9 protein-coding genes are annotated in these 19,655 nt (G+C 57.3%); 3 read left to right on the top strand and 6 right to left on the bottom strand.

Annotated elements, in window-relative coordinates; all coding sequences use genetic code 11:
- Positions 1 to 1,981: 1,981 nt before the first annotated feature.
- Entirely contained in the window at positions 1,982 to 3,433 is a 1,452-nt protein-coding gene (gene rpoN / locus XH81_RS30965; RefSeq protein WP_271596580.1) for an RNA polymerase factor sigma-54, read from the top strand.
- Positions 3,434 to 3,830: 397 nt separating this feature from the next.
- Here rpoN and XH81_RS30960 read toward each other — a convergent pair whose 3' ends face one another.
- The 3 genes from XH81_RS30960 to XH81_RS30950 all read right to left on the bottom strand — a co-directional run bounded on the left by XH81_RS30960 (position 3,831) and on the right by XH81_RS30950 (position 10,863).
- Positions 3,831 to 6,086 carry a di-heme-cytochrome C peroxidase gene (locus XH81_RS30960; RefSeq protein ID WP_271596579.1) on the bottom strand — a complete coding sequence of 752 codons (2,256 nt, stop codon included), beginning with the start codon at positions 6,084 to 6,086 and terminating at the stop codon, positions 3,831 to 3,833.
- Positions 6,087 to 6,158: 72 nt separating this feature from the next.
- Positions 6,159 to 7,568 (bottom strand): hypothetical protein, encoded by a 1,410-nt coding sequence (locus tag XH81_RS30955; protein ID WP_271596578.1) that lies wholly within the window; start codon positions 7,566 to 7,568, stop codon positions 6,159 to 6,161.
- 70 nt (positions 7,569 to 7,638) lie between these two features.
- Complete coding sequence (locus XH81_RS30950) at positions 7,639 to 10,863, bottom strand: hypothetical protein (RefSeq protein WP_271596577.1); 3,225 nt, start codon at positions 10,861 to 10,863, stop codon at positions 7,639 to 7,641.
- A gap of 720 nt (positions 10,864 to 11,583) precedes the next feature.
- Here XH81_RS30950 and XH81_RS30945 point away from each other — a divergent pair.
- Positions 11,584 to 14,751, top strand: coding sequence for a metallophosphoesterase family protein (locus XH81_RS30945; RefSeq protein ID WP_271596576.1), 3,168 nt, complete (start codon positions 11,584 to 11,586; stop codon positions 14,749 to 14,751).
- Between the two features lie 1,118 nt (positions 14,752 to 15,869).
- Here XH81_RS30945 and XH81_RS30940 read toward each other — a convergent pair.
- The 3 genes from XH81_RS30940 to XH81_RS30930 all read right to left on the bottom strand — a co-directional run bounded on the left by XH81_RS30940 (position 15,870) and on the right by XH81_RS30930 (position 17,541).
- On the bottom strand, positions 15,870 to 16,397 hold the full coding sequence (locus tag XH81_RS30940) for a hypothetical protein (RefSeq protein WP_271596575.1): 528 nt from the start codon (positions 16,395 to 16,397) through the stop codon (positions 15,870 to 15,872).
- A 309-nt stretch (positions 16,398 to 16,706) separates the two neighbouring features.
- Positions 16,707 to 16,955, bottom strand: a complete 249-nt coding sequence (locus XH81_RS30935) for a hypothetical protein (protein WP_271596574.1) — start codon at positions 16,953 to 16,955, stop codon at positions 16,707 to 16,709.
- Positions 16,956 to 17,151: 196 nt separating this feature from the next.
- Positions 17,152 to 17,541: a hypothetical protein gene (locus XH81_RS30930; RefSeq protein WP_271596573.1), complete on the bottom strand. Its 390-nt coding sequence runs from the start codon at positions 17,539 to 17,541 to the stop codon at positions 17,152 to 17,154.
- Positions 17,542 to 18,213: 672 nt separating this feature from the next.
- On the opposite strand from XH81_RS30930, the gene XH81_RS30925 reads away from it, so the two are divergent.
- Entirely contained in the window at positions 18,214 to 19,599 is a 1,386-nt protein-coding gene (locus tag XH81_RS30925; protein ID WP_271596572.1) for an ABC transporter substrate-binding protein, read from the top strand.
- The last annotated feature ends 56 nt before the right edge of the window (positions 19,600 to 19,655 follow it).

Here is a 19,655-nt window from a genome sequence, read left to right as displayed (position 1 = left end):
GGGCTCTTCCGTTATTGCCGCCGATCGGGACAACCGATCTCAAGTGGCCTCGACGATGTACTTCAACGGAAGCGGCTCAAACCAGATAGCTGGACAGGCAAGCGCCATCAGGCGCGCGTATGCGGTGGTCCCTCAACACGCGGTGTGGACTTGAGGCGTCGTCGTTGCAGGCAAGTCTCGTTGCGTCAGACTCAATCCGCCTCTCAAGCGATCTAGTGTCGCTAAACAGGCGGCTCAACGAGACGGCGGAAGACGCCGACATGATCTTCATTCTCTCCAGCAACTGTCCCGAGGCGATCGAGACCGCGCCAGCCGTCCCGGCCTTATCGATCAGGCAATCGAGGTGTCGCTGCCTGATGCGATTCGCCGAGGCAAGGTGGTTCGCCGTATGGCAGCGGCTTGCCGGTGGACGAAGCCATGTCGCGAAGCCGTGCGCTACCGCGGGGGGCAGCGCCGCCTTACAATTGTGGCGCGATTTCCATCAACGTGAAGCCACCTGCTCGTGCAGCGAGGTCAATCGCCTATCTAGGCATTGTGGTAAGGGTTCTCCAGCGCAACGACCTTGCCGCATGTTCATCTAGCAGGAGGTGAGCAGCCCAGGACAATATTGCCGTGGCGGCCGCTGATGACAAACGGTCTGATCTTGATCCGCCGCTTGAACTTTTCGTTTGGCCGCTCAATGGTGTTAGTAACCGGTATGAGATCTGCCGGTGTCAACGTTCCGCTGCGGTGTTCTACCAGCGCTGGTGTATGTAGTACCATCGGCGCAGAGGCACGAATTGCGGGTCCGGCGATACAGGCAATGAGCCGGGAGTTCGAGTTGGGGGCTGGCCACCTCTGCGACTCACTGCGTTGTGGCAAGAGCCCTAACTCGCACTTGTCCTCTCGCCGCAGCTCAGATGCCGATGAGACGAGTGATTGGACTCGGCATCCACCGAAGCTTCGGCGGGATGTTTGGGGTGGCGGCAGGCTCCGCCGGCAGCACTGATATGACGCGGAGTGCGTCAAAGCGCTGGCAAGACTCTGCTGGCCAGCGACGAGGTGGTGCTCGAGGTCATAGGCAACAGCATGGCGGTCTACGCGCGTGCGGACGCCTTTCACCCCGTGTGATTGTCGGCAGTCTGCTGCAAGCGAAGCAACTCGCGCAGGCTCTCGACGAACCGACAAGATCGTACCGGTCACGCCGGCCAATTTGGAGGAGAAAGGTATCCTTCCCAGATCCAGATGCGTGAGAGGCCCAGAAGCGACATCGCGAATACGTTGGACGCTTCGCCAGGATAAGCCGAAGCGCAGGCACAATAATGTCCGCTGTTGGATCTTCCGCCGAGGCCTCAGCAACTTGAGGAAGGGACTTGTTTTTGACGCACATGGGGCAGGCGCTGCGCTAACAAGCGGCGGGCTTTAGGCAGCCGAACGCGACGTAACCTCGCAATCTCTTTTGGCGCAAGGCCGATCTCGCGGCCAGTTCAACCCGCCACCTCAACTGTTTTGACTGGCAGCCTTAGTGTCAATCCGTTTGGGCGACGGTCTTTCGTAATTGGCTTCAAAGTTCGTGCCAATTCCGAGCGTGCAGCAAGGCTCTTTGTTAATGGTCTATCAGAGTGGCGGGCAGGCACCGATCCTAAGCCCAGCGCACCTTTTGCCGGTGGTCGTACGGGATGGTGTAGGATCGCGGCTACTCTCAGAAGTCACCGAAACTGCCGCGGACCGCCCAGTCCTTCATCGGAGTGTCGCACAGTGAAACTGTCCTGTTGGTTCATGTCCTCGGGTCAAAGTGCCACCTCCTAATCTCTGGTTCTCTAGTCTCACGGACAACGGAACTTCACGAAGGAGTTTCGCAAGTGTTTCGGTGTCCAGCTGTTGGCTGCCTTCATTAAATATCTCACCTCGCATCTACTTTTGCGCGACATCAAATACGCGTGGATCAGCTCCTGACTAGATGAGCAAAACGCGGGCCAACTTCAGTAAAGGTTCTTGCTTCATGGCGCTCACGCAGAGATTAGAGTTCCGGCAGTCGCAGTCGCTCATCATGACGCCGCAGCTGATGCAGGCGATCAAGCTGCTGCAATTGTCCAATCTCGATCTCACGACCTTCGTGGAAGAGGAGCTCGAGCGAAACCCGCTGCTCGAGCGAGCCAATGAGCATGTAGCTGGCGCCGAGGCCCCGACCGAAATCGATCAGGTCAGCGGCGAACAGCTGGCCGAGGCAGCTTCGCGGAACGCCCAGGATGCCGCGCCGACCACTTATACCGAATGGGGCGGCGGCGCCTCCGGTGACGAAGACTACAATCTCGAAGCTTTTGTCGCGGCCGAGACAACGTTGTCGGATCATCTTGCCGAGCAGCTCTCGGTCGCCTTCACCGGGCCCGCGCAGCGCATGATCGGCCAGTACCTGATCGACCTCGTCGACGAGGCCGGCTATCTGCCACCCGACCTCGGCCAGGCCGCCGAGCGTCTTGGCGCGTCGCAGGCCGAGGTCGAAAACGTCCTCGCCGTGCTGCAAAAATTCGATCCGCCCGGCGTCTGCGCGCGGTCTTTGAGCGAGTGCCTGGCGATCCAGCTGCGCGAGCTCGACCGCTACGACCCCGCGATGCAGGCGCTGGTCGAGCATCTCGATCTGCTCGCCAAGCGCGACGTCGCCGCTCTTCGCAAGATCTGCGGCGTCGACGACGAAGACATCGCCGACATGATCGGCGAGATCCGCCGCCTCAATCCCAAGCCCGGCATGAAGTTCGGCTCGGCGCGCCTGCAGACCATGGTGCCCGACGTCTATGTCCGTCCGGGTCCCGACGGCGGCTGGCATGTCGAGCTCAACAGCGACACCTTGCCGCGCGTGCTGGTCAACCAGACCTATTATTCCGAGCTGTCGAAGAAGATCGGCAAGGACGGCGACAAGTCCTATTTCACCGACGCGCTGCAGAACGCGACCTGGCTCGTGCGCGCTCTCGACCAGCGCGCCCGCACCATACTGAAAGTGGCGACCGAGATCGTGCGCCAGCAGGACGGGTTCTTCACCCATGGCGTCGCGCATTTGCGCCCGCTCAATCTGAAGGCCGTCGCCGACGCCATCCAGATGCATGAATCTACGGTGTCGCGCGTCACCGCCAACAAATACATGGCGACCAACCGCGGCACGTTCGAGCTGAAATATTTCTTCACGGCCTCGATCGCCTCGGCCGACGGCGGCGAAGCGCATTCGGCGGAAGCGGTGCGTCACCACATCAAGCAGCTGATCGATTCGGAGGAGCCCTCCGCGATCCTGTCGGACGACACCATCGTGGAACGCTTGCGCGCCTCGGGCATTGATATTGCCCGCCGCACGGTCGCGAAGTACCGCGAAGCCATGCGCATACCCTGCTCGGTGCAACGCCGCCGCGACAAGCAGTGGTCAATGATCAACAGTCGAGCATCGGCAGGAACTGGCCAGGCGTGACGGTGCACACAGTGCGACACAGTTTTGCGACCCATCTTCTAGAGTGGCCGACATTCGTGTGATCCATTGTTGGTGCGGTCTGCGCCGCAATCGGCCAGGCACTCGACGCCTCCGATGGTTTGACCGTTGCATGGGCCAGCCGACCAGGCACCGGATCTCGCTGGTCGTTGGGAAGCCGAATTCTGCGTCGACGTTCTGAGCGGCAATCGAGCTCTAGGATAGGCGAGGGGCGGCGTCATCCGAAGCCTCGAAATGCTCGGAGTCGATCCAAGCGAAGTCGGCATCGACCTCCTCGCTCTCGCGGCGATGGTGCACGCCGCCGACAGAGGGATGAATCGGTTCGGCGGAAGATCCAACGTAGCTGTGCCGACGTACAGGTCGGCGGGCAACGCCTTGCTCATAGAGTCTTGAGATACTCGACAAGCGCTCGCCGTTCGGCGTCGGTCAATTCTGGTCCGATCACGCCAGGCGGGAGCTTCCTTAAGTCGGTTTCCTTGCCCTCGAAGGAATGTCCACGATTGCTATTCCCAAGCAGCGAAACGTCGAAGTTCGTCAAGCCGGCCGCACAGCTGTCGGCCGACTGTGCTTTCGTAAGAAGTCCAACATTGACCGGGTCGAACGCGCGGCTGCCGACGCAAAACGACGGCGGCCGCTGGCCCTGCGGTGCCAACATGTCTCTCAGCGTCGGAACGGACCCGTTGTGCAGATAAGGAGCCGTCGCCCACACACCGTCCAACGGACGCGCCCGGTACTGAGGTTCAAGAGCGAGAACAACTTCGTCCTTGCCGTTGCGGCTTGCGCGCGCCCCGACATAGACTCGCTGGTTTTGGCAGTTCTTTCTCGGGCCCCACATTTGATGCTTGGTTTCTTCAGAAGTGCCGTTCGCAGTCATCCATTGGTCAATCGTCTTGCCGACCACGTCCATGAGCGCGAGTACAAACAGAGGATCTGCCCCTTTATCTGCCGGAAGGCCACAACCTCCGGCTTTGTTGAGGTCATCTGCAGGATTTAATCCGAGTGACTCGGGTAGGTGTACGCGCCGCGTCGTGAGGACGCTGGATTGTTGGGGGTCGGTGCCGATCGCGGTGATCGGCATCTGGACCACGTTGAAATAATGCCGTCCGCCGATCTCCACCCAATTCTTCTCGTTCTTGGATGAGCGATCGGGGTTTTCTGGGCTCCAGAACGAATCTTCCGGCCACTTCTTGTCGAAGGCGGTATCGTTGACCGGGCCTCGGTGACATTCAAAGCAGTGAGCGCGATAAAGATCGCGACCTTGTTCGACGAGCGTTTCATCAATCGCCCAGGCCGGGTCACCGCGGAATTTCTCCTGCGCGTCCTTCCATTGGGGGGCCACGAGCCCGGTAAATTTTCTGCGGCCTGCATCGCCCGTCGAAAAGGGATCGGCGCCGCGAAGAAGCTCTTCGAACCGCGCGATTTCGGATAGATGTATCGACGAGGCAAAAAGCGGCCGTCCGGGCGCGGCCGCTGTCATATTGATTTTCGCGCTGACACCGAGCGCCTCGCCGGAATTGCGAACCAGTTCGTTGAGAACAGAGGCGTCATACTGTGCCCAAAGGAAATACGGCGTGTCCCAGATTGGCGGAAAGCTCACGGGCGCATCGTGCCGCGCGAAATTGCCCTTGAGGAGTGGATCCCGGAGTTCGCCAGTCACGGGATCCAGTAGGTTCGTATAGAAAACCTGGTTCCCGATACGGTTCAGCGCATCAAGTCGACCGAACCCTTCGTCGAGATCCGCCACTCCCTGTCCCGTCAAAAGTCTGTCGGTCGCCGCCTTTTGATTCTTGATCTTTTGAAGTGCAAGCTCCAGATCAGCTCGAATCTGCTTTCGATCGACGCTTTGCCCTTTGATCCGCTCCAGCTTGCTGGCGAAACGCTCAAATCGCCATGGCAACATCAGCGTGTAGCCGATCGATAGCCCAATGACTCTTTCAACTTCGCCGAGATTGACCATCGCCGGCCCACCGTCGAACCGTATGCTGACATTCTTGTATTCGAGATGCCCCGTATGGCAGGCGGCGCAGGTTAGTCCGATCTGATCTTCATATGGGGCGCCCGTCGTCGGATCGACACCGCCCTTGAGGATGGCAAAACCGACCGGCAAACCGTTCGGATTGTCGGGCGCGCTTGGAGCCCAACCGGACGTCGCGGTACCCCCATTCGGTGCATCGTCGTGATAACCATATGAGGGCGCAGTACCGGCAAAGCCCTTTGAGCCAGGACTCGGGATGAAGCCCAGGCGGCGCAGATAGTCCTCGTCGCTCAAGCTCGTGTAAGAAAAGGACAGCTCCGGGCGTTCCAGGGCCAAGAACCACTGATAGGGGACAGGAATGGTCGCGGTCCCCTGGGACGTGTGGTGAAACCAGTAACGCTGACGGGAGCTCCAGTTTTGCGGCAGCCAATAAGCGCTTTCGATTTTTGATGGCTCCGGCAGGGTCGCAGGCAATAATTGAGCGACCAGATTTGCGTCGTTCTTGATTTTAAGGGCTGCATCTCGAACCTTCTCCGGCGCGAAATACACCAGGCTGGCCGCCACCATCACGACCACAACGATTGCCAACAACAGCCCGGTGATATGAGGCCAGCGCATCACCCGGGAATAAAAACGAGAGCCAAATGAAGGTCTCCCCATAACAAGCACTCCATCAATCTTTTCGTGCGTCGAGCCGAGCCGGCAGACTGCCGCAAACGGCCACGGCGTCTGTTACTTGTTCAGCAGTCGGCTGTTGATGAAGGCGACCACGTCGGCCGTCTCCGCTGCCGTGCGCCGGGTTATTGTCGCCGCCGCCGGGCCCCCATGCAAGAACGACGGGAACCAACCGAAATTGCGAACATTCCAATCTTCTTTCGGCCAGACCGCGCGGTTCACGCCAAGCACTGCGAAGTTTGCAATCTTCCTGGCGAGTGGCTGCGCTGTCTCGGTGTGACAGCTGACGCAATCGGTATTGAAGAAGTGGCTCTTGTTCGGATCGGCAATGGTATTGACGATCTCGATGATGCGGCTGTTGGGCACGTTGCCATCGATAAACTCGGAGGTCGAAACACCCTTGCGATCAGCGGCGGGCAAGGGCGGGTTTTGCAACGCCGCGTGTCGACAGGTGATCGGATTTTGATTGTTCGTACCCGGTTGCGGGAGGACGTGTTTTCCGCCGATGATGCTGAACATCTGTGCTGCGTGCAGGCCATCAAGCGTCGGGCCGGGCACAGGTATCAGGCCTGCTTGCGGGACCCTTAACATCGACACGAAAATCCAGGGCTCGGGCGGTGCGATGCCCATGACCGCCATGGTGTTGAGGCGCTGCGGCGAGAGATGCTTCTCAAGTAAGGTCTTGAGCGCATCGCGAAACGCCTTCGCCGATGCTCCTACAAGACCCGGATGCACGTTCAGATCACCGGAAGTCGAGACTTTGACTTTACCAAAATGTCCGGCTGCAAGCTGATCGCGCAAGGTCGCGACGTCACGAACGATCGCCTTGAAGGCCTCGTCGTCCGGTTGAAATCGCGGGAACGGCGCGCAACCGTCCAGAGGCGGATCCGCCTCGAGAGTGAAACTGAAGATAAGGTGGCCCGCGGTGTCGTGAACTTTGAAGCCGTCCTGCCCATTGGTCACCGGCTGAATGATGAGGCGGATTTGCGGTTGCCGGCCAAATTGGGCGATGACATCCGGCGCCAATCCCGGCGCGCCCGGATCGATACGGATGCCAGCCACGAACCAGGCGTCGATCTTTTTCACTGCATCGGGCAACTGAATGTGACGTACACCCGAATCAGGCACGCCCGGACGCTCCGGATTTTCGGCGTTGGCTATAAATCGCGCGAAATCCGCGTCGGAAAACAGCCGTTGGGGGGATCCCGAGGGGCCGGCGAGATCGGACACCGCGATCAGATTGGCGAGGTCGCCCGCTGACTTCGGCGGAGGGAAGAGAATGGACACATCATTAGGCGCAAGCTGCTTTGATGCGGCTTGCGCCGGCGCGGTTGCTACATCCAAAGCCGATGCGAACATCACTCCCGCCGCAAACAATCGTGCAAGCCGCCGACGAAGCATCGGTCTGTGCATTTCACCCCTCGCCACCATTGGAAGTCCCCCTGTAAGACCAAAAACTTCAAACATCAGCTGTCAAAAGCGGCGGTCCGCCGCTACGCTCTCCGCCACGGCAATGCGAGCTACGGGATCAAACTCCTCATTCCTCACCGTAGAATTGGCTTTGCAAGGTCTTGAGCTTCGTCGGATGCAAGGCCTCCTCGATACAGCCGAGGAACATCTCACTTCTTGTATTGACCCGCGCTCTGTCGACCGGCGCATGTGCCATGTCCGTTTGCAACGCGCGCACGGCCGTCCAGTCGTTCGCACGATCCTTGAGCAGCTCGAACAGTGTTCGGCGATTGTTGGGCGGAGATAATTGGTCGTCCCTATACCGGTGCAATCGGAAGTGGGCGAAAGTGACCTTGGCCGAGATGTTGGCATCCCTGAGCGCGTCGGGAAGCGTCAGCAGATCGAACCCTTCGAGCTCGCCTAGCTGCTGCATTTGATCCTGGGCTTCCTGATATTGCTCGCGGCCGACCAGTTGATACATTCCTCGCGGGCGAAACAGCCAACCGTCATCCGTTCCGGGTTGGTTGCCGAACAGATTGCCGTCGTAGCCAAGGACGAAGTTGGCCAATTCCTTGGGATGGTTGAGTAGTGAACTAATGTCGACCGCGGGCTTGTTTGCGGCCGCAAGCTTTGCGTTATTCTGGTCGATGCGATCGCGCCATTTCTGTGGGAGTTGTGAACCCGCGCTGTACGAGAAATTCTCGCTGCTGCGCGTAAAGTCGGCGCTGTCGTAGGACACCGACCCAAGAATATAGGCCAGGATACGAGAATCCGTCTCCTCGACGCGATCCCATTCCTGCAACAAGGCCTTCACCTGCTCGGCCTGATAATAGGCCATGTAGCTCTTACGATATGGCGGAACAGGTGGAGGAGCCGGTGAATGGTCCTTGCTCGATTCGGCCAGCTGGTGCTCGTAGGCGGCGAGTTTTTCCTGATAGTTTTCATAACCGCGCTTCTGCAGCCAATTGCTCTCATAGCAGGCAAGCAACGGCTGCGGCTTGATCTTTGGAGATGGTTGATATTCCTTCGCTAACTCGCCGGCGTAGGCAGCCCGTGCGAGCTTGGCGTCCTTAAGCGTTTCAAATGCGGACGCGACCGATCCATTCAGAAGATGGAATAACTTTACCTGCAGGCAATCAGCGTTGCTCTGCCTGTCGCGGGACTGATCGAAGTCGTCCTTCGGCACGCAATCCCAAAAGCGACCGCTGCTCAATGAGATGATATCCTCGGTCTTCTGGGACAACGTCCAGCCGAGTGGAAGGCTGTAAAACAGGCCTGTTATGTCCGTCCGGCCGAAAGTCGGAAAGCGCTGCACACTGGGAGTTACTTCGACCTCGGGACGACGATCAATGCTGGTGGCATGATTGAGCGCGACATAGGTTCGGGAGGTTCGCGTGCTCAGAAGCGCGCGTACCGGCTCCATGAGCTCACCGAACAGGAATGACCCATGATCACCGAATTGCCCGCTGACGAGCGACAGCAGGTAAATCCTGAATTTCGGCGCATCGGAGGTACCCTTGATGGTGTTAAGCTTCTCAATCAGGTCGAGAGCGGTCTCAATGCCAGAGTTTTCCACGTATCCGCCGTCCACCAGGCGCGCCTGCGGATGAGAAGTTATGCAGTCATTCTTGACCGAGACGCTCGCCGCCGGCGTCACCCACGGAAATCGGGCGCTCGTGAAAGCGGCTGTGCTGAGCGGAATACGAAGCGAGTGGCTCTTGACCGTTTGGTCGGCCCCGGTGCCAGCGCGTTCAACCGCTGCAAGAACACACAGGTCCGTGTCTTTCGGATGCAGCGGATCGAAATCGAAGGGCGAGATGACAGCCCGTTTGCCGCTTCCGGCATCTGTCGTGTTGAACAAGAGGGCCGGCATGTTGTTGCCGGGCGCCCAATGGGACTGATAGTCGGCTTTTAGCAGATTGGATCGATCGTCCCCGCTGTTGCGGCTGCCAAGCATTCTGTCACCGGCGTTCTCCAAGGTGTGTTCGAGAAAGCGCGCGCGATCGAATGCGGGGATCGCGACCGGTGAAAACATTTGAGTGAAATCAGTAAACAGAAGGCCGGCGACCAAAGGCGACAGAAAATCCGTGGTCAAGACGCTTGCAACGCGCTGCTCGACGGGGCCGGGAGCATCAATATCTTGGACCCGCCCAACCCCGGCAAGGAAATCTGCGATTTTGGGGCATGTCTTTCCGTCGACGGCATTCGAATCAAGGGACGCATTTTCGGCGTGGAGCGCAGCGGCAAAGATTGCCGAACCGACGCTGCCGCCGGACACGCCGCTTATCGCAAACAGATGTTGGCGAAATGCCGGACAGAGATCCTGCAGCCGCGCAAGGAACCGCGCCGCATTATTGGCGGCGTAGATCCCTCCGCCTTGAGTCGCCACAATGAAGACGGGATATTCGCCGAGCCTCTTGGTTTCCTCCACCCGCGGTTTTTGTAAAAGCCACTCGCGGAATGCGGCGGCAGCAGACATGCGCACTTTCTCCGGCGGGCTGTTTGCTTCAGAGACGGTACGCAGTTCGTGGTTGTCACCTCCAAATAAGGAGGCAAGCAGAAACAGGCCGCCAAAGACAACCGGAATAAACGGAAACGCAAATCTGATGGTCAAGAGAGAAAAATGGACCGCCAGACCAAAGACGCAAACCGCAAAGAGAGCGATCACGCCGAACGATCCGAGAAATTGTGCAAGCCTATCCGGCAGCAGGACGAATGCTGCTGTCAATAGCACGATGCCGCCGATCGAGAGCGCGAGAAACCTGTAGCGGATGAAGTAAGCGTTGTTGGCGCGGCTCGCGATATCAATCGAGCGATCTCTTGACCCTATTCGCCAAGTAAATGCCACGAAACAGGCGAGCATGATCAGGATGGCAATCGCGAGGATGAGCAGCATGTTCCGCTCAAACGCGAGCGCCTGGTCCTGAATGCGGAAGATACTGCCGACTTCCTCGACCTCGCCAATCTTTCGCGCCGGTCGCGAGGCGAGTTGACCTGCTGTGGCGGCGATGATCGGCAGTGCTCCAAGCAGGACGGGAGCGAGTCTTATATAGAAGGCGAGGCGCCCTGAGGGCTTAGGGATTTGCGGCAGGGATGCAGTTGTGAGCTGAAACGCACCTGCCCAAATGGCGATGGCAATCACACCTAAGGCAGCGAACTCCTTGAACGTCACCCAGCCAAGGTCGTCCGCGGCTATCCGATAGAGCTCCTGAATCTGATCTGGCAGATAGAGCAACACTGAGATAGCTGCGGACAGAACAATTATCCATCGAAGGTTGCGCAATAGGGTAAACAGCTGCTCGCGCACACTCATCGCGTCATCTCCCTCACATACTTATGGAGCTTGCTGGCAAGCCACTGAAATAGGCTCTGGTGCTAGGCATTCGCGCCAACTCTCGTCGAAATTGTTCAGCCCGTAGCGTACGGGCGGCTTGAAAGAGATTGACTTTTAGGACGCGCTCTTAAGTAGCGCGTCAATTATTGTGCACGTCCCTACAGGAGTGTGCCAGGTTTGTCGATATGTTCTGCGTGGCGATCGCAGAGTTTTCCTCCGGCTGGCGGTTCATCGTCGGGCAAATCGCTTTCCTATGACTCCTCTTGAGAGGGGTGGCGCAGCCTTATCACAGGCGCTGAGCACAAACCGCACCGTTGGCTGTAGGAAGTTACGCGCTTGCCAGGCACAGGGTGCCAGATGGCCCGCGAAGACGCTGCGGTGGAATGGCCTGCGATGGCGACGTCTTGCTGCTTGAAAGAAAGGCCTGACGCTCTTGTTCAGCATGACTCCGGGCGGAAACGCAAAAAAGCGGCGACGCCGCTGCTGTAGTCTGTGAGGCTACGAAGTCCCGGAGTGTGGGTGCTGCTGCGCGCCCTGCCGACGCTACCAGGAGCGATGCCAACCAAGGATTGAGGAGTGCCTGCTGCGACCCGTAGGCCGCAGAGAAATGGCTGACGCTATCGAAAGGCTGTAACTTTCCTCCGGCGTTCCGCGCATAGCTCGCTCCACCCACTCGTGATCGACGGAACCCGCACTGCTATGAAAGTGTTGCACCTTTCTGACCTTCATCTTTCGGCGAAACACCAGCACGACGAGGAAATTGTCCTACAGGCTGCAATAGAAGCAATCGAAGCTCGCCGGGACGAGGCTGGTGCTTTCGATGTTGTAATCTTTTCGGGCGATCTCGTGAATCGCGGCGGGGATGAAAACGTTTTTCAAGCGGCCAGATCCACGTTCATCAAGCGCTTTCTGAACGCTGCCGGCGCTTCTGAAAGCCAATTTGTTATATGTCCCGGCAATCATGACATCGACCGTGATGTCGTCCGAAAAGTCGGCTACATCGAAGCCGGCCTTCTCAAGACACTTACTAATCGGAGTGAAATCAACAAGTTCGTCGACGATCATTGGTCTCACCCGATTTCCTCCGCTCCCCCTCCATTTGCACGGTTGTCAGGATTCTACCGTGATGTTTGGGCAGCCGCTTCAGATAGCTGCATATCGACCAATCTTTTCTTGAAAGCCTACATCATCAAACAAAAAGATGGCGACATAGGTATCGCCTGCTTCAACACGGCATGGCGCTGCACGGGCGAAGCGGGCGACGTTGACAAGGGAAACCTGATTCTTGGCGAAAGAGTCGTCGATCATGCTATCGAACTCTTGCGTTCGGCTCGCATAAAGATCGGCGTCTTCCACCATCCCCTCTATTGGTTAAATGAATCTGACCAAGTAGCTGTCGAAGGGCGGCTCCAAGCTGCGTTTGACTTACTCGCCTGCGGTCACATTCATCGTCCAGGACCCGAATTGCGTAAAACGACGATGGGCGATGCGATACTTTCACAGGCCGGCTGCCTGTATGGAAGCCGTGAGTGGTTCAACGGCTACAGCATTGTGGAGACCGACAGCAGCGACACTGCAATTGTTCGCTTATACGAATTTTCAGATCAACGTCGAAAATTCCTGCCAGCCACGCGAGTTGTAGACGAGGGCATTGTCAGATACCCATTTTCCTCCTCTGGAGGCACCTCTACAAACACACTTTCAACAATACTGCGCAAAGCCCGCCCAAATATCCGAAGGTTAGCAAATGACCAGATAGCACTCGCGGGCATTGCAGAACAAAGTAGAGAGATTGACGAACACTTTGTTTGCCCGCCGCTAAACAGGCTTTCACAGGCAATCCCCACCTCAAAGGTCAATGATTCTCCAGAGAATGACCGCGAGAACTTGTTGGGCATTCTGAAAAGCAAAGAAAACGTCACCATCGTGGGTCGGTCAGAGCTTGGGAAAACGACCGTTGCTCACTATATCGCCGTTAAGGTTTCAGAAGGCTTTGGCGATCAAGCGCGCTTTCCTTTGATTGGAAAGTTTGCTGAGTTCGACTCGAAGGATGGCAGTCTGTGGAGACTTTTCCGCAGTTATGCAAATGAAGTGTCAGATGGTGCCGCGACGAGAGCCTTTGTTGAAACCAATCCGGTATTCGCAATTGTTGACGACGTAGATTTGTTTGACGAGCCCCGCGTCAAGGCTCTCGGCTTGCTGATCACGAAACACAAGAATGTCCGTTGGTGCATATTTGTCCGGGCAGCAGCCGGCACGGAGTCTCTTTCGGCGGCTTCCGGCAATGCCTTTCCAAACACCGAGCAGTACGTCATCGGAGAGTTACGTCGGGGAGCGATCAGAGCCCTGTCTGATACCTACTTCGTAAGTAAAGACGAACAAGATCGGCGCTATCAGAGCCTGATGGAGCAGTTGCAGCGTATCGGCCTTCCCAGAAGCGGCTATGTCGTTTCGCTTATCCTTTGGGCGTTGAAGAATAGGTCCCAGGGCGAACTGCTAAACGAAGCCGTTTTGTTACAGAATTTGATCGATCACATCTTAGGTCGCATGGATTACACGGGAGCGCTTCGTCGTGAATTTGACTTCACCATGAAGTCGCTAGTCCTTCAGAACCTAGCTTTCCACTTTAAGACGACTAATGAAGTCCAATCCAAAAACGACGTGGTCGAGTTTGTGATCGGCCTGCTCAAACGTAAAGGACTTAGATATGACGCAGCCGAAATTATTCGCGCGTTTATCAAGTGCGGCGTTTTGTACGAGGTCTCTGAAACCCTCTCATTCCGCTACCGACGCTTTCAGGATTTTTTCTTTGCTGGGTATCTCCGAGATAACCCTGCTGATATCCAAGATATCTGCAAAGGGGAACGCTGGCTAGAGTACACAAAGGAGCTTGATATCTACACGGCGCGATTTCGTCACGAGAAGCAGTTTCTCGCGTTTGGGCGACAGATAATCGAAGGCATCAACCGCCCCGAGCCGCCTCTCTCCGTTGAGCAGCTCGAAGACTACCTTTCCGAAGGCCAGAACCTCGACTTTACGCAGGCGCAGCTCAGCAAAATGCGCAAAGAACGCATGACGGCCGAGAAAATCGACGAGCTGATGGATAAGACCGACCAGCGCATCGCCGAAAAGCGCGAGAAAGAGGCGCGTGACAAAGCCAAGACTGGGCTCGAAATCCGAAGCAATCGCGTAATCAAATTTTCTATGGCAGTGGAGATGTACAGTGAGTTCATTCGAAATCTTGAGTTTGTCGATAAGGAAGTAAAGACAGCTCATCTGGAACATTGCTTGACGTGCTGGGAAACAATTCTCCGTGGCTTTCTTTCCGGCCTCAAAGAGGCAATCGATGATCTAGTTCACGATATACATAATGGAGGCGAAGTCGCCGCCAAAGTGAGCAAGAAAGGAAGCACGCTCTCCCCTGAAAAGCTGTCCCAGCTATTTAGGTTCATCGAGGGTACGATCAAGCATGTCATGCCGACCATCGTTGCTGAGATCGCTTATCAAAACCTTGGAAGCGAAAAGCTGGTTGATTTTATCGATGAGCAGATACGCAGCGAAAAGACATCTGCAATTCGCACGCTGCTCTGCTCTTTCATGTTGCTCGAGATCGACTCGTCCCTAGCTATAACCAGGATAAGTGAGTTTTACGGATCGGAAGATACGCCACGGTGGGTGACAGCTGTGATAACGGAGCGCCTGTACAGCTATTATCGGCAACGACCTCTGGCGGGCGCAACACGCAAAAAATTTGAGGAACTTGTTGTGACGCTAGAAATGCGCTTGGCCGGTGAATCTCGGCCAAGAGTTCGAGGAAATTATTTATCCGCCTTGAAGAAGAAGGCATTCAAAGAACCAAAGTCCTAAACTCTTATTCAGGATGAAGCGCCACCTACAGTCAAAGATCGAGCCATGTACGCTGGACTTGCGGCGGGATTTGGGGCGGCGGACTCGATCGTGGCCATGGATCACCTCAAGCGTCGCGCATGGCAACCGAAAGGCTACCATACGGCGCCCAGCTGACAATCGTTAGGGTCGCCGATCATGGTTCGATGAACGCCGCTGCGGCCGGATACGTCCCCGCCTGCCTTGACCAGATCGAACCGCCGCTTCAGGTGCGGATGCGCGCACCAGTCGATCCGTCGTTGATCGACCGGGGGCGGGCCCGCGGGTCATATCAGCTATTTGATCATCTGATTCAGCGTCCGGAACGGGCCTCGACGGCGTCCGTCGGCCTCAAGGGTCCCGAGCGCGGCGCGTTCACGCCGAGTATTGCTGCACGATCGCTTTGCCGCGCGCCGAGATTCCGTCCAGCATGGTGTCAAGCACCGGTTCCGTGTCAGGCCCTCGCCGTCGCCTCCTTCACGACCTCGCTGAGCACGTCGGGAATCTTCTCCTCGAGCCCCAAGAATCGCGTGATCGTCTCGTCGGGTTCCATTTTCATCAGTTCCGCCTGGCGTCTCCAGTGCCGCGGCAGGACTTCTGAGAACTAATTGCGCAACCCTGTTTGAGACTGATTTTATTGCGTTTTTCGGTCCGGCGATCCGTTTTTTGTGTCACTCTGGGGGGCGGCGCCCCACGTTCACAGGCTACCAACCAGGATTTTGGGTCATCCTTCCAGCGATGGGGAGCGGATGAACTCGTGCGGGTTCCCGTGAACATAAGGGATGAGTCGGCATCGTTAACGAGAGGTTCGAGCCTTGCGCACCTTAATCCAAGTGTCCATGTGATGGTGGTCGCATAGGGGGTGGTTCCGGGTAGATTTCCAGCCGGAACCCCTGAACCCGAAGCCGAGAAAAGCGTTGCCAAAGGACCGGGGAAGTTGTAATTTCCTCGGAGATCGCTGGATATAGGGCGTGAGCATAACCAGCCCCGCCTAGGGTAAAACTAGGACCATCCGAACGGATGGGCAGCCCTCACGGGTCAAGAGGTTCGCCCCGAGACACTTAGGTGTCGAGCAGGCCCGAAAGGGCCTGTTTCTATTTCTACCATGGCGTTCTGCGCTTTTGATCGTAGATGCGTGGGGGCAGCTTCCCCTTGAGGATCAGCCCGACCAGATTGACGAAGCGGACCTCGCCGTAAGTGGCAACATGCTTGTCGTCGGTCCGGTGGAAACCGGTACGAACCCGCATCAGCAATTTCGCATCTGCCCGGCCCTTCAACTTCTCCAAGCTCAGCGCGATGATGTAGTGCGCGTTACCCAAGTCCACGGTGAGCACTAGATAGCGGTCGCGCTCTCCCATCCACACACGGCCCCGCATCGCGCGCTCGATGTGCCCCCACATCTCCAACGACGCGGCGTACCGTTTTGTGCAGAAGCGACCATCAGTGCGGCTGCATCCGGGGAACACAGGTCGCTCATCGTTCGGCTTTGGGTCTTCCGTGAAGCAGTGATCAGAGAAGGTCACCAAGATAGGAACTTCAACGCCGCCGACCGTAACTGCAGCAATGCGGTCGTCGAGATGGCTTAGGTCGAATGTCTGGCCTCCGGTTTGGAAAGCGCCCCACGGCACCGGTATCGATCCTTCAAATGTTTCAGTTGCGTGAGCTCAGTTGCTAGTCGCAATTATCACGGTCCGCAACCAATCATCTTGACCAGATGATGCGTGGGTCTCACGGTATCGGCCGCTTCTGCAGTTCCTGGCTCGACCATTTGGGGAAGGCGCAAGAATGCCGACTGAGCCAGGTAACGGGCGCCGCGTCATCGAAGATGTGATCACATCCACGGTCCGCGTTGTCCTGCTCCGCTGGCTCCAAATATCGGCGCCCGCCATCGCCCCTGATCCGCGACTGATGGCCTATCCCGAGTGATGTAGGTGCTCTTATTTCAAAGGCTCGAAGTTGTGCCGCAGAGGACCGCAATTCCCATCCGGCGCAAGCGCATCTTCAGCGGACACATCCAGAATAAAACACCACGGCTGATTCTTGTGCTCACTGGCGAATCTGCAACCATCGCACGGATAGGGATCCTCTAGCCATGCCGGACCAGGTGTGTCATCGGCGGGCTCTTCGCGTTTGTCGCGATGCAACCGCCCATGGCATTCGTCGCACACGGCGATCAGCTCAAACAAGAACTCCCGCAAGACGTGCTTGTAGGTCAGATGGTGAACCTGGATCGCCTTTCGCTCTAGGCATCCTTCGCAAAGCCATTCGCTCGTTTGAGTACTCTAGTCCGCTTTTCGCGCCACTCGGGGCTGTCAAGATAGCGATCGTATTCACGCCGAAACCCTTCCTCGTCATTTTTCTGTATACGAACGTGCTTCTGAATTAGGTCGCTATATTCATCACCGCGCGCGCGGTGAAACGTGTTTTCAAGGTCGTCTTGCCAAGGTGGCGACGAGGCAGTTCTGGCACTTTCCTTAGGGCAGAACCGATCGACTTTCCGCAGGTCAGGCACTGGCAGTAGAAATGCATGGCGCCTTCACCGTCCCGCCGTTGCCGAACTTCAGAACTGGAGTGCTCGCAATGACCGCCATGGTATGCTGCTAGATCGGCCTTCAATTCCGGCGTCATGTCCAGGTAATACTGCTTGCCAGTGTCGCGGTCCGTGACGTGCATCTCTGCTGCCGCTTCGAGAATCAATAGCCTCGCATTGCGTGCCCTTCTTTCCACACCAGGCTGAAGATTTTGGCCAACGATCCGGAAGAATGATTCCAAAGATCAGGACGTTCGCTCCCATGTAGGAGCATCACGCGGGGCGGCAGGTAGGCGTCCGACGGCCACGGCCCCTGGTGGTGAGAGATCAGAGTGTCATTAGGTATCTTCATTGCAGCCAGCGCCGCAATTTGATCCGGGCAATGACTGAGGTGATTGCGCAAGCGTGGAGCAAAGCCGCGGCCCCGATGGACAAGCACCGAATAACGAGGCCTACCCGGCCGGACGAGCTAGCAACTGATCGCGAAGTCCACGGTCATCAAAGGTCGGGGTGGTAAATCCGGCGGGCGTGCGGTGGAAGACGGTCGATCTTACCTCGCGAGGTCTGCGCCGTGTCGCGGCAACGGGACTGAGGCCGTAAGGCGACCTGACCGAGGCGCAGAAGTCAGCCGAGGGCATAGTAGGTGGCGGCGCCCGCCGAAGGCCCGAACGATGGAAGTGGTCAGTGGGTGATCTCGCGCGAGCCATGAACGTGGGCCTGCATTGATCATCTCCACCATGTCTTTTGCAACGGGCTGCTGTAACGCTGTTTTCTTGACTTACCCAAAAATACCCAACTTCGATCTGAATGGGTGCATAAGGGCGGAAAATCACGGCTAGCGTTACCAACACTCGCGGCCCTGGAAGACGACAGGCACGTGAATTTGAGGGCCGAAGAGCCCAGAGGAGGGACCAATGCCAAGGACGCTAGCCGCACCGCGCGGCCATTCTTACCGTTTCGTCAAAGCCGCTCTGATTTGCTCAACTCTCTTGTCCGGTGCTGCCGCATCTTTTGGCCAGGCCAAAGCGGAGGATATCAACTGGCGCCAGTTCGAGGGCGCTTCGATCGTGTGGGCTTACGACATCCATCCATATGCTGACGCGGTTGCAGCACAGCTTCCCGAGTTCGAGAAGTTGACGGGCATCAAGGTGACGCCCGAGCTTTATCCGGACGATGCCTATTGGAATAAGCTGACCATCCAGCTGAGCACAAAATCGCCCTCGTGGGACGTCGTCGGCACAGGAATTCAGCCGGCTTGGGATCTTGCGCCCGGTCAACTGCTTGAGCCGCTCGACCGCTATCTGAACGACCCTAAGCTCACATCGGCAAGCTATGACTACAAGGACTTCTTCCCCGCATTGCGTGAAGCGCTGACTTGGCAAGTCAATGGCGGGCAGATCGAACCGGGCCGGGGTCAGGTGTGGGCCATCCCGCACGGGTTCGAAAACATCCAATTGTTCTACCGTAAGGATATCCTTGACAAACACGGTATCAAGGTTCCGACAACCCCGCCGGAAATGTCGGCGGCATGCGAAAAGCTAAAATCTGCCGATCCCGCGATCACGCCCCTGGGTGTGAGAGGAGTGCGCTTTTGGAGCAGCATCCACACGGCCGCGATTTCAATCGCCAAGTCCTATGGTGTACACGACTTCGTCCTCAAGGACGGCAAGTTGGAAACCGGTCTGGATTCTCCCGAGTCGATCGCCTTCCACAAAGACTACGTGGAGATGATCAACAAGTGTGCTGCCCCATCCTTTGCCAACGACAACTGGTACCAAGTGGTCGATGGCATCAATTCGGGTCGGACAGCGATGGCGATCGATTCCAACATGTTCGGGTTCTGGAACGATGTTGCTGGCAAGCCCGCTTCGGGCAAGATTGCCTTCGCTCCGCCACCGCGAGCTCCGAACGGCAAGACTTTCGAATCGAACATCTGGATCTGGTCCCTGGCCATGAATGCTGCTTCCCAGAAAAAGGGTGCGGCCTGGTTCTTCATTCAGTGGGCGACGTCAAAGCAGGTCGAGCTGAACGGTGCCATCGCCGGCAAGCTCGTCAACTCGCCGCGCTCTTCGACGTGGAGCGACAAGGTTTGGCTCGACTATGCGGCTAAACCGGAATTCACAAATTTCGTGGACACCTTCAAGAGTGTTCAGGACAGGGCTGCGCTCGCCTTTACGCCGCGCGTAGGATTTGCCGAGGCCATGAACGCCTGGGCAGTTGCCATGCAGAAAATGGTCAATGGTGCGGACGTGAAGGCGACCTTGGCCGACCTCGCCACCGAGATCCGCTCCTCCATGTAAGGCAACCGGGGAGCGGCATCACCGGATTGCCGCCTCCCTACCACCGCGTATCTTTC

It is taken from the genome of Bradyrhizobium sp. CCBAU 25360 (assembly GCF_028128695.1).
GTDB lineage: Bacteria > Pseudomonadota > Alphaproteobacteria > Rhizobiales > Xanthobacteraceae > Bradyrhizobium > Bradyrhizobium ottawaense.
The sequence above is the reverse complement of the archived record's forward strand: the minus strand, read 5'-3'. Positions and strand labels throughout refer to the sequence as shown.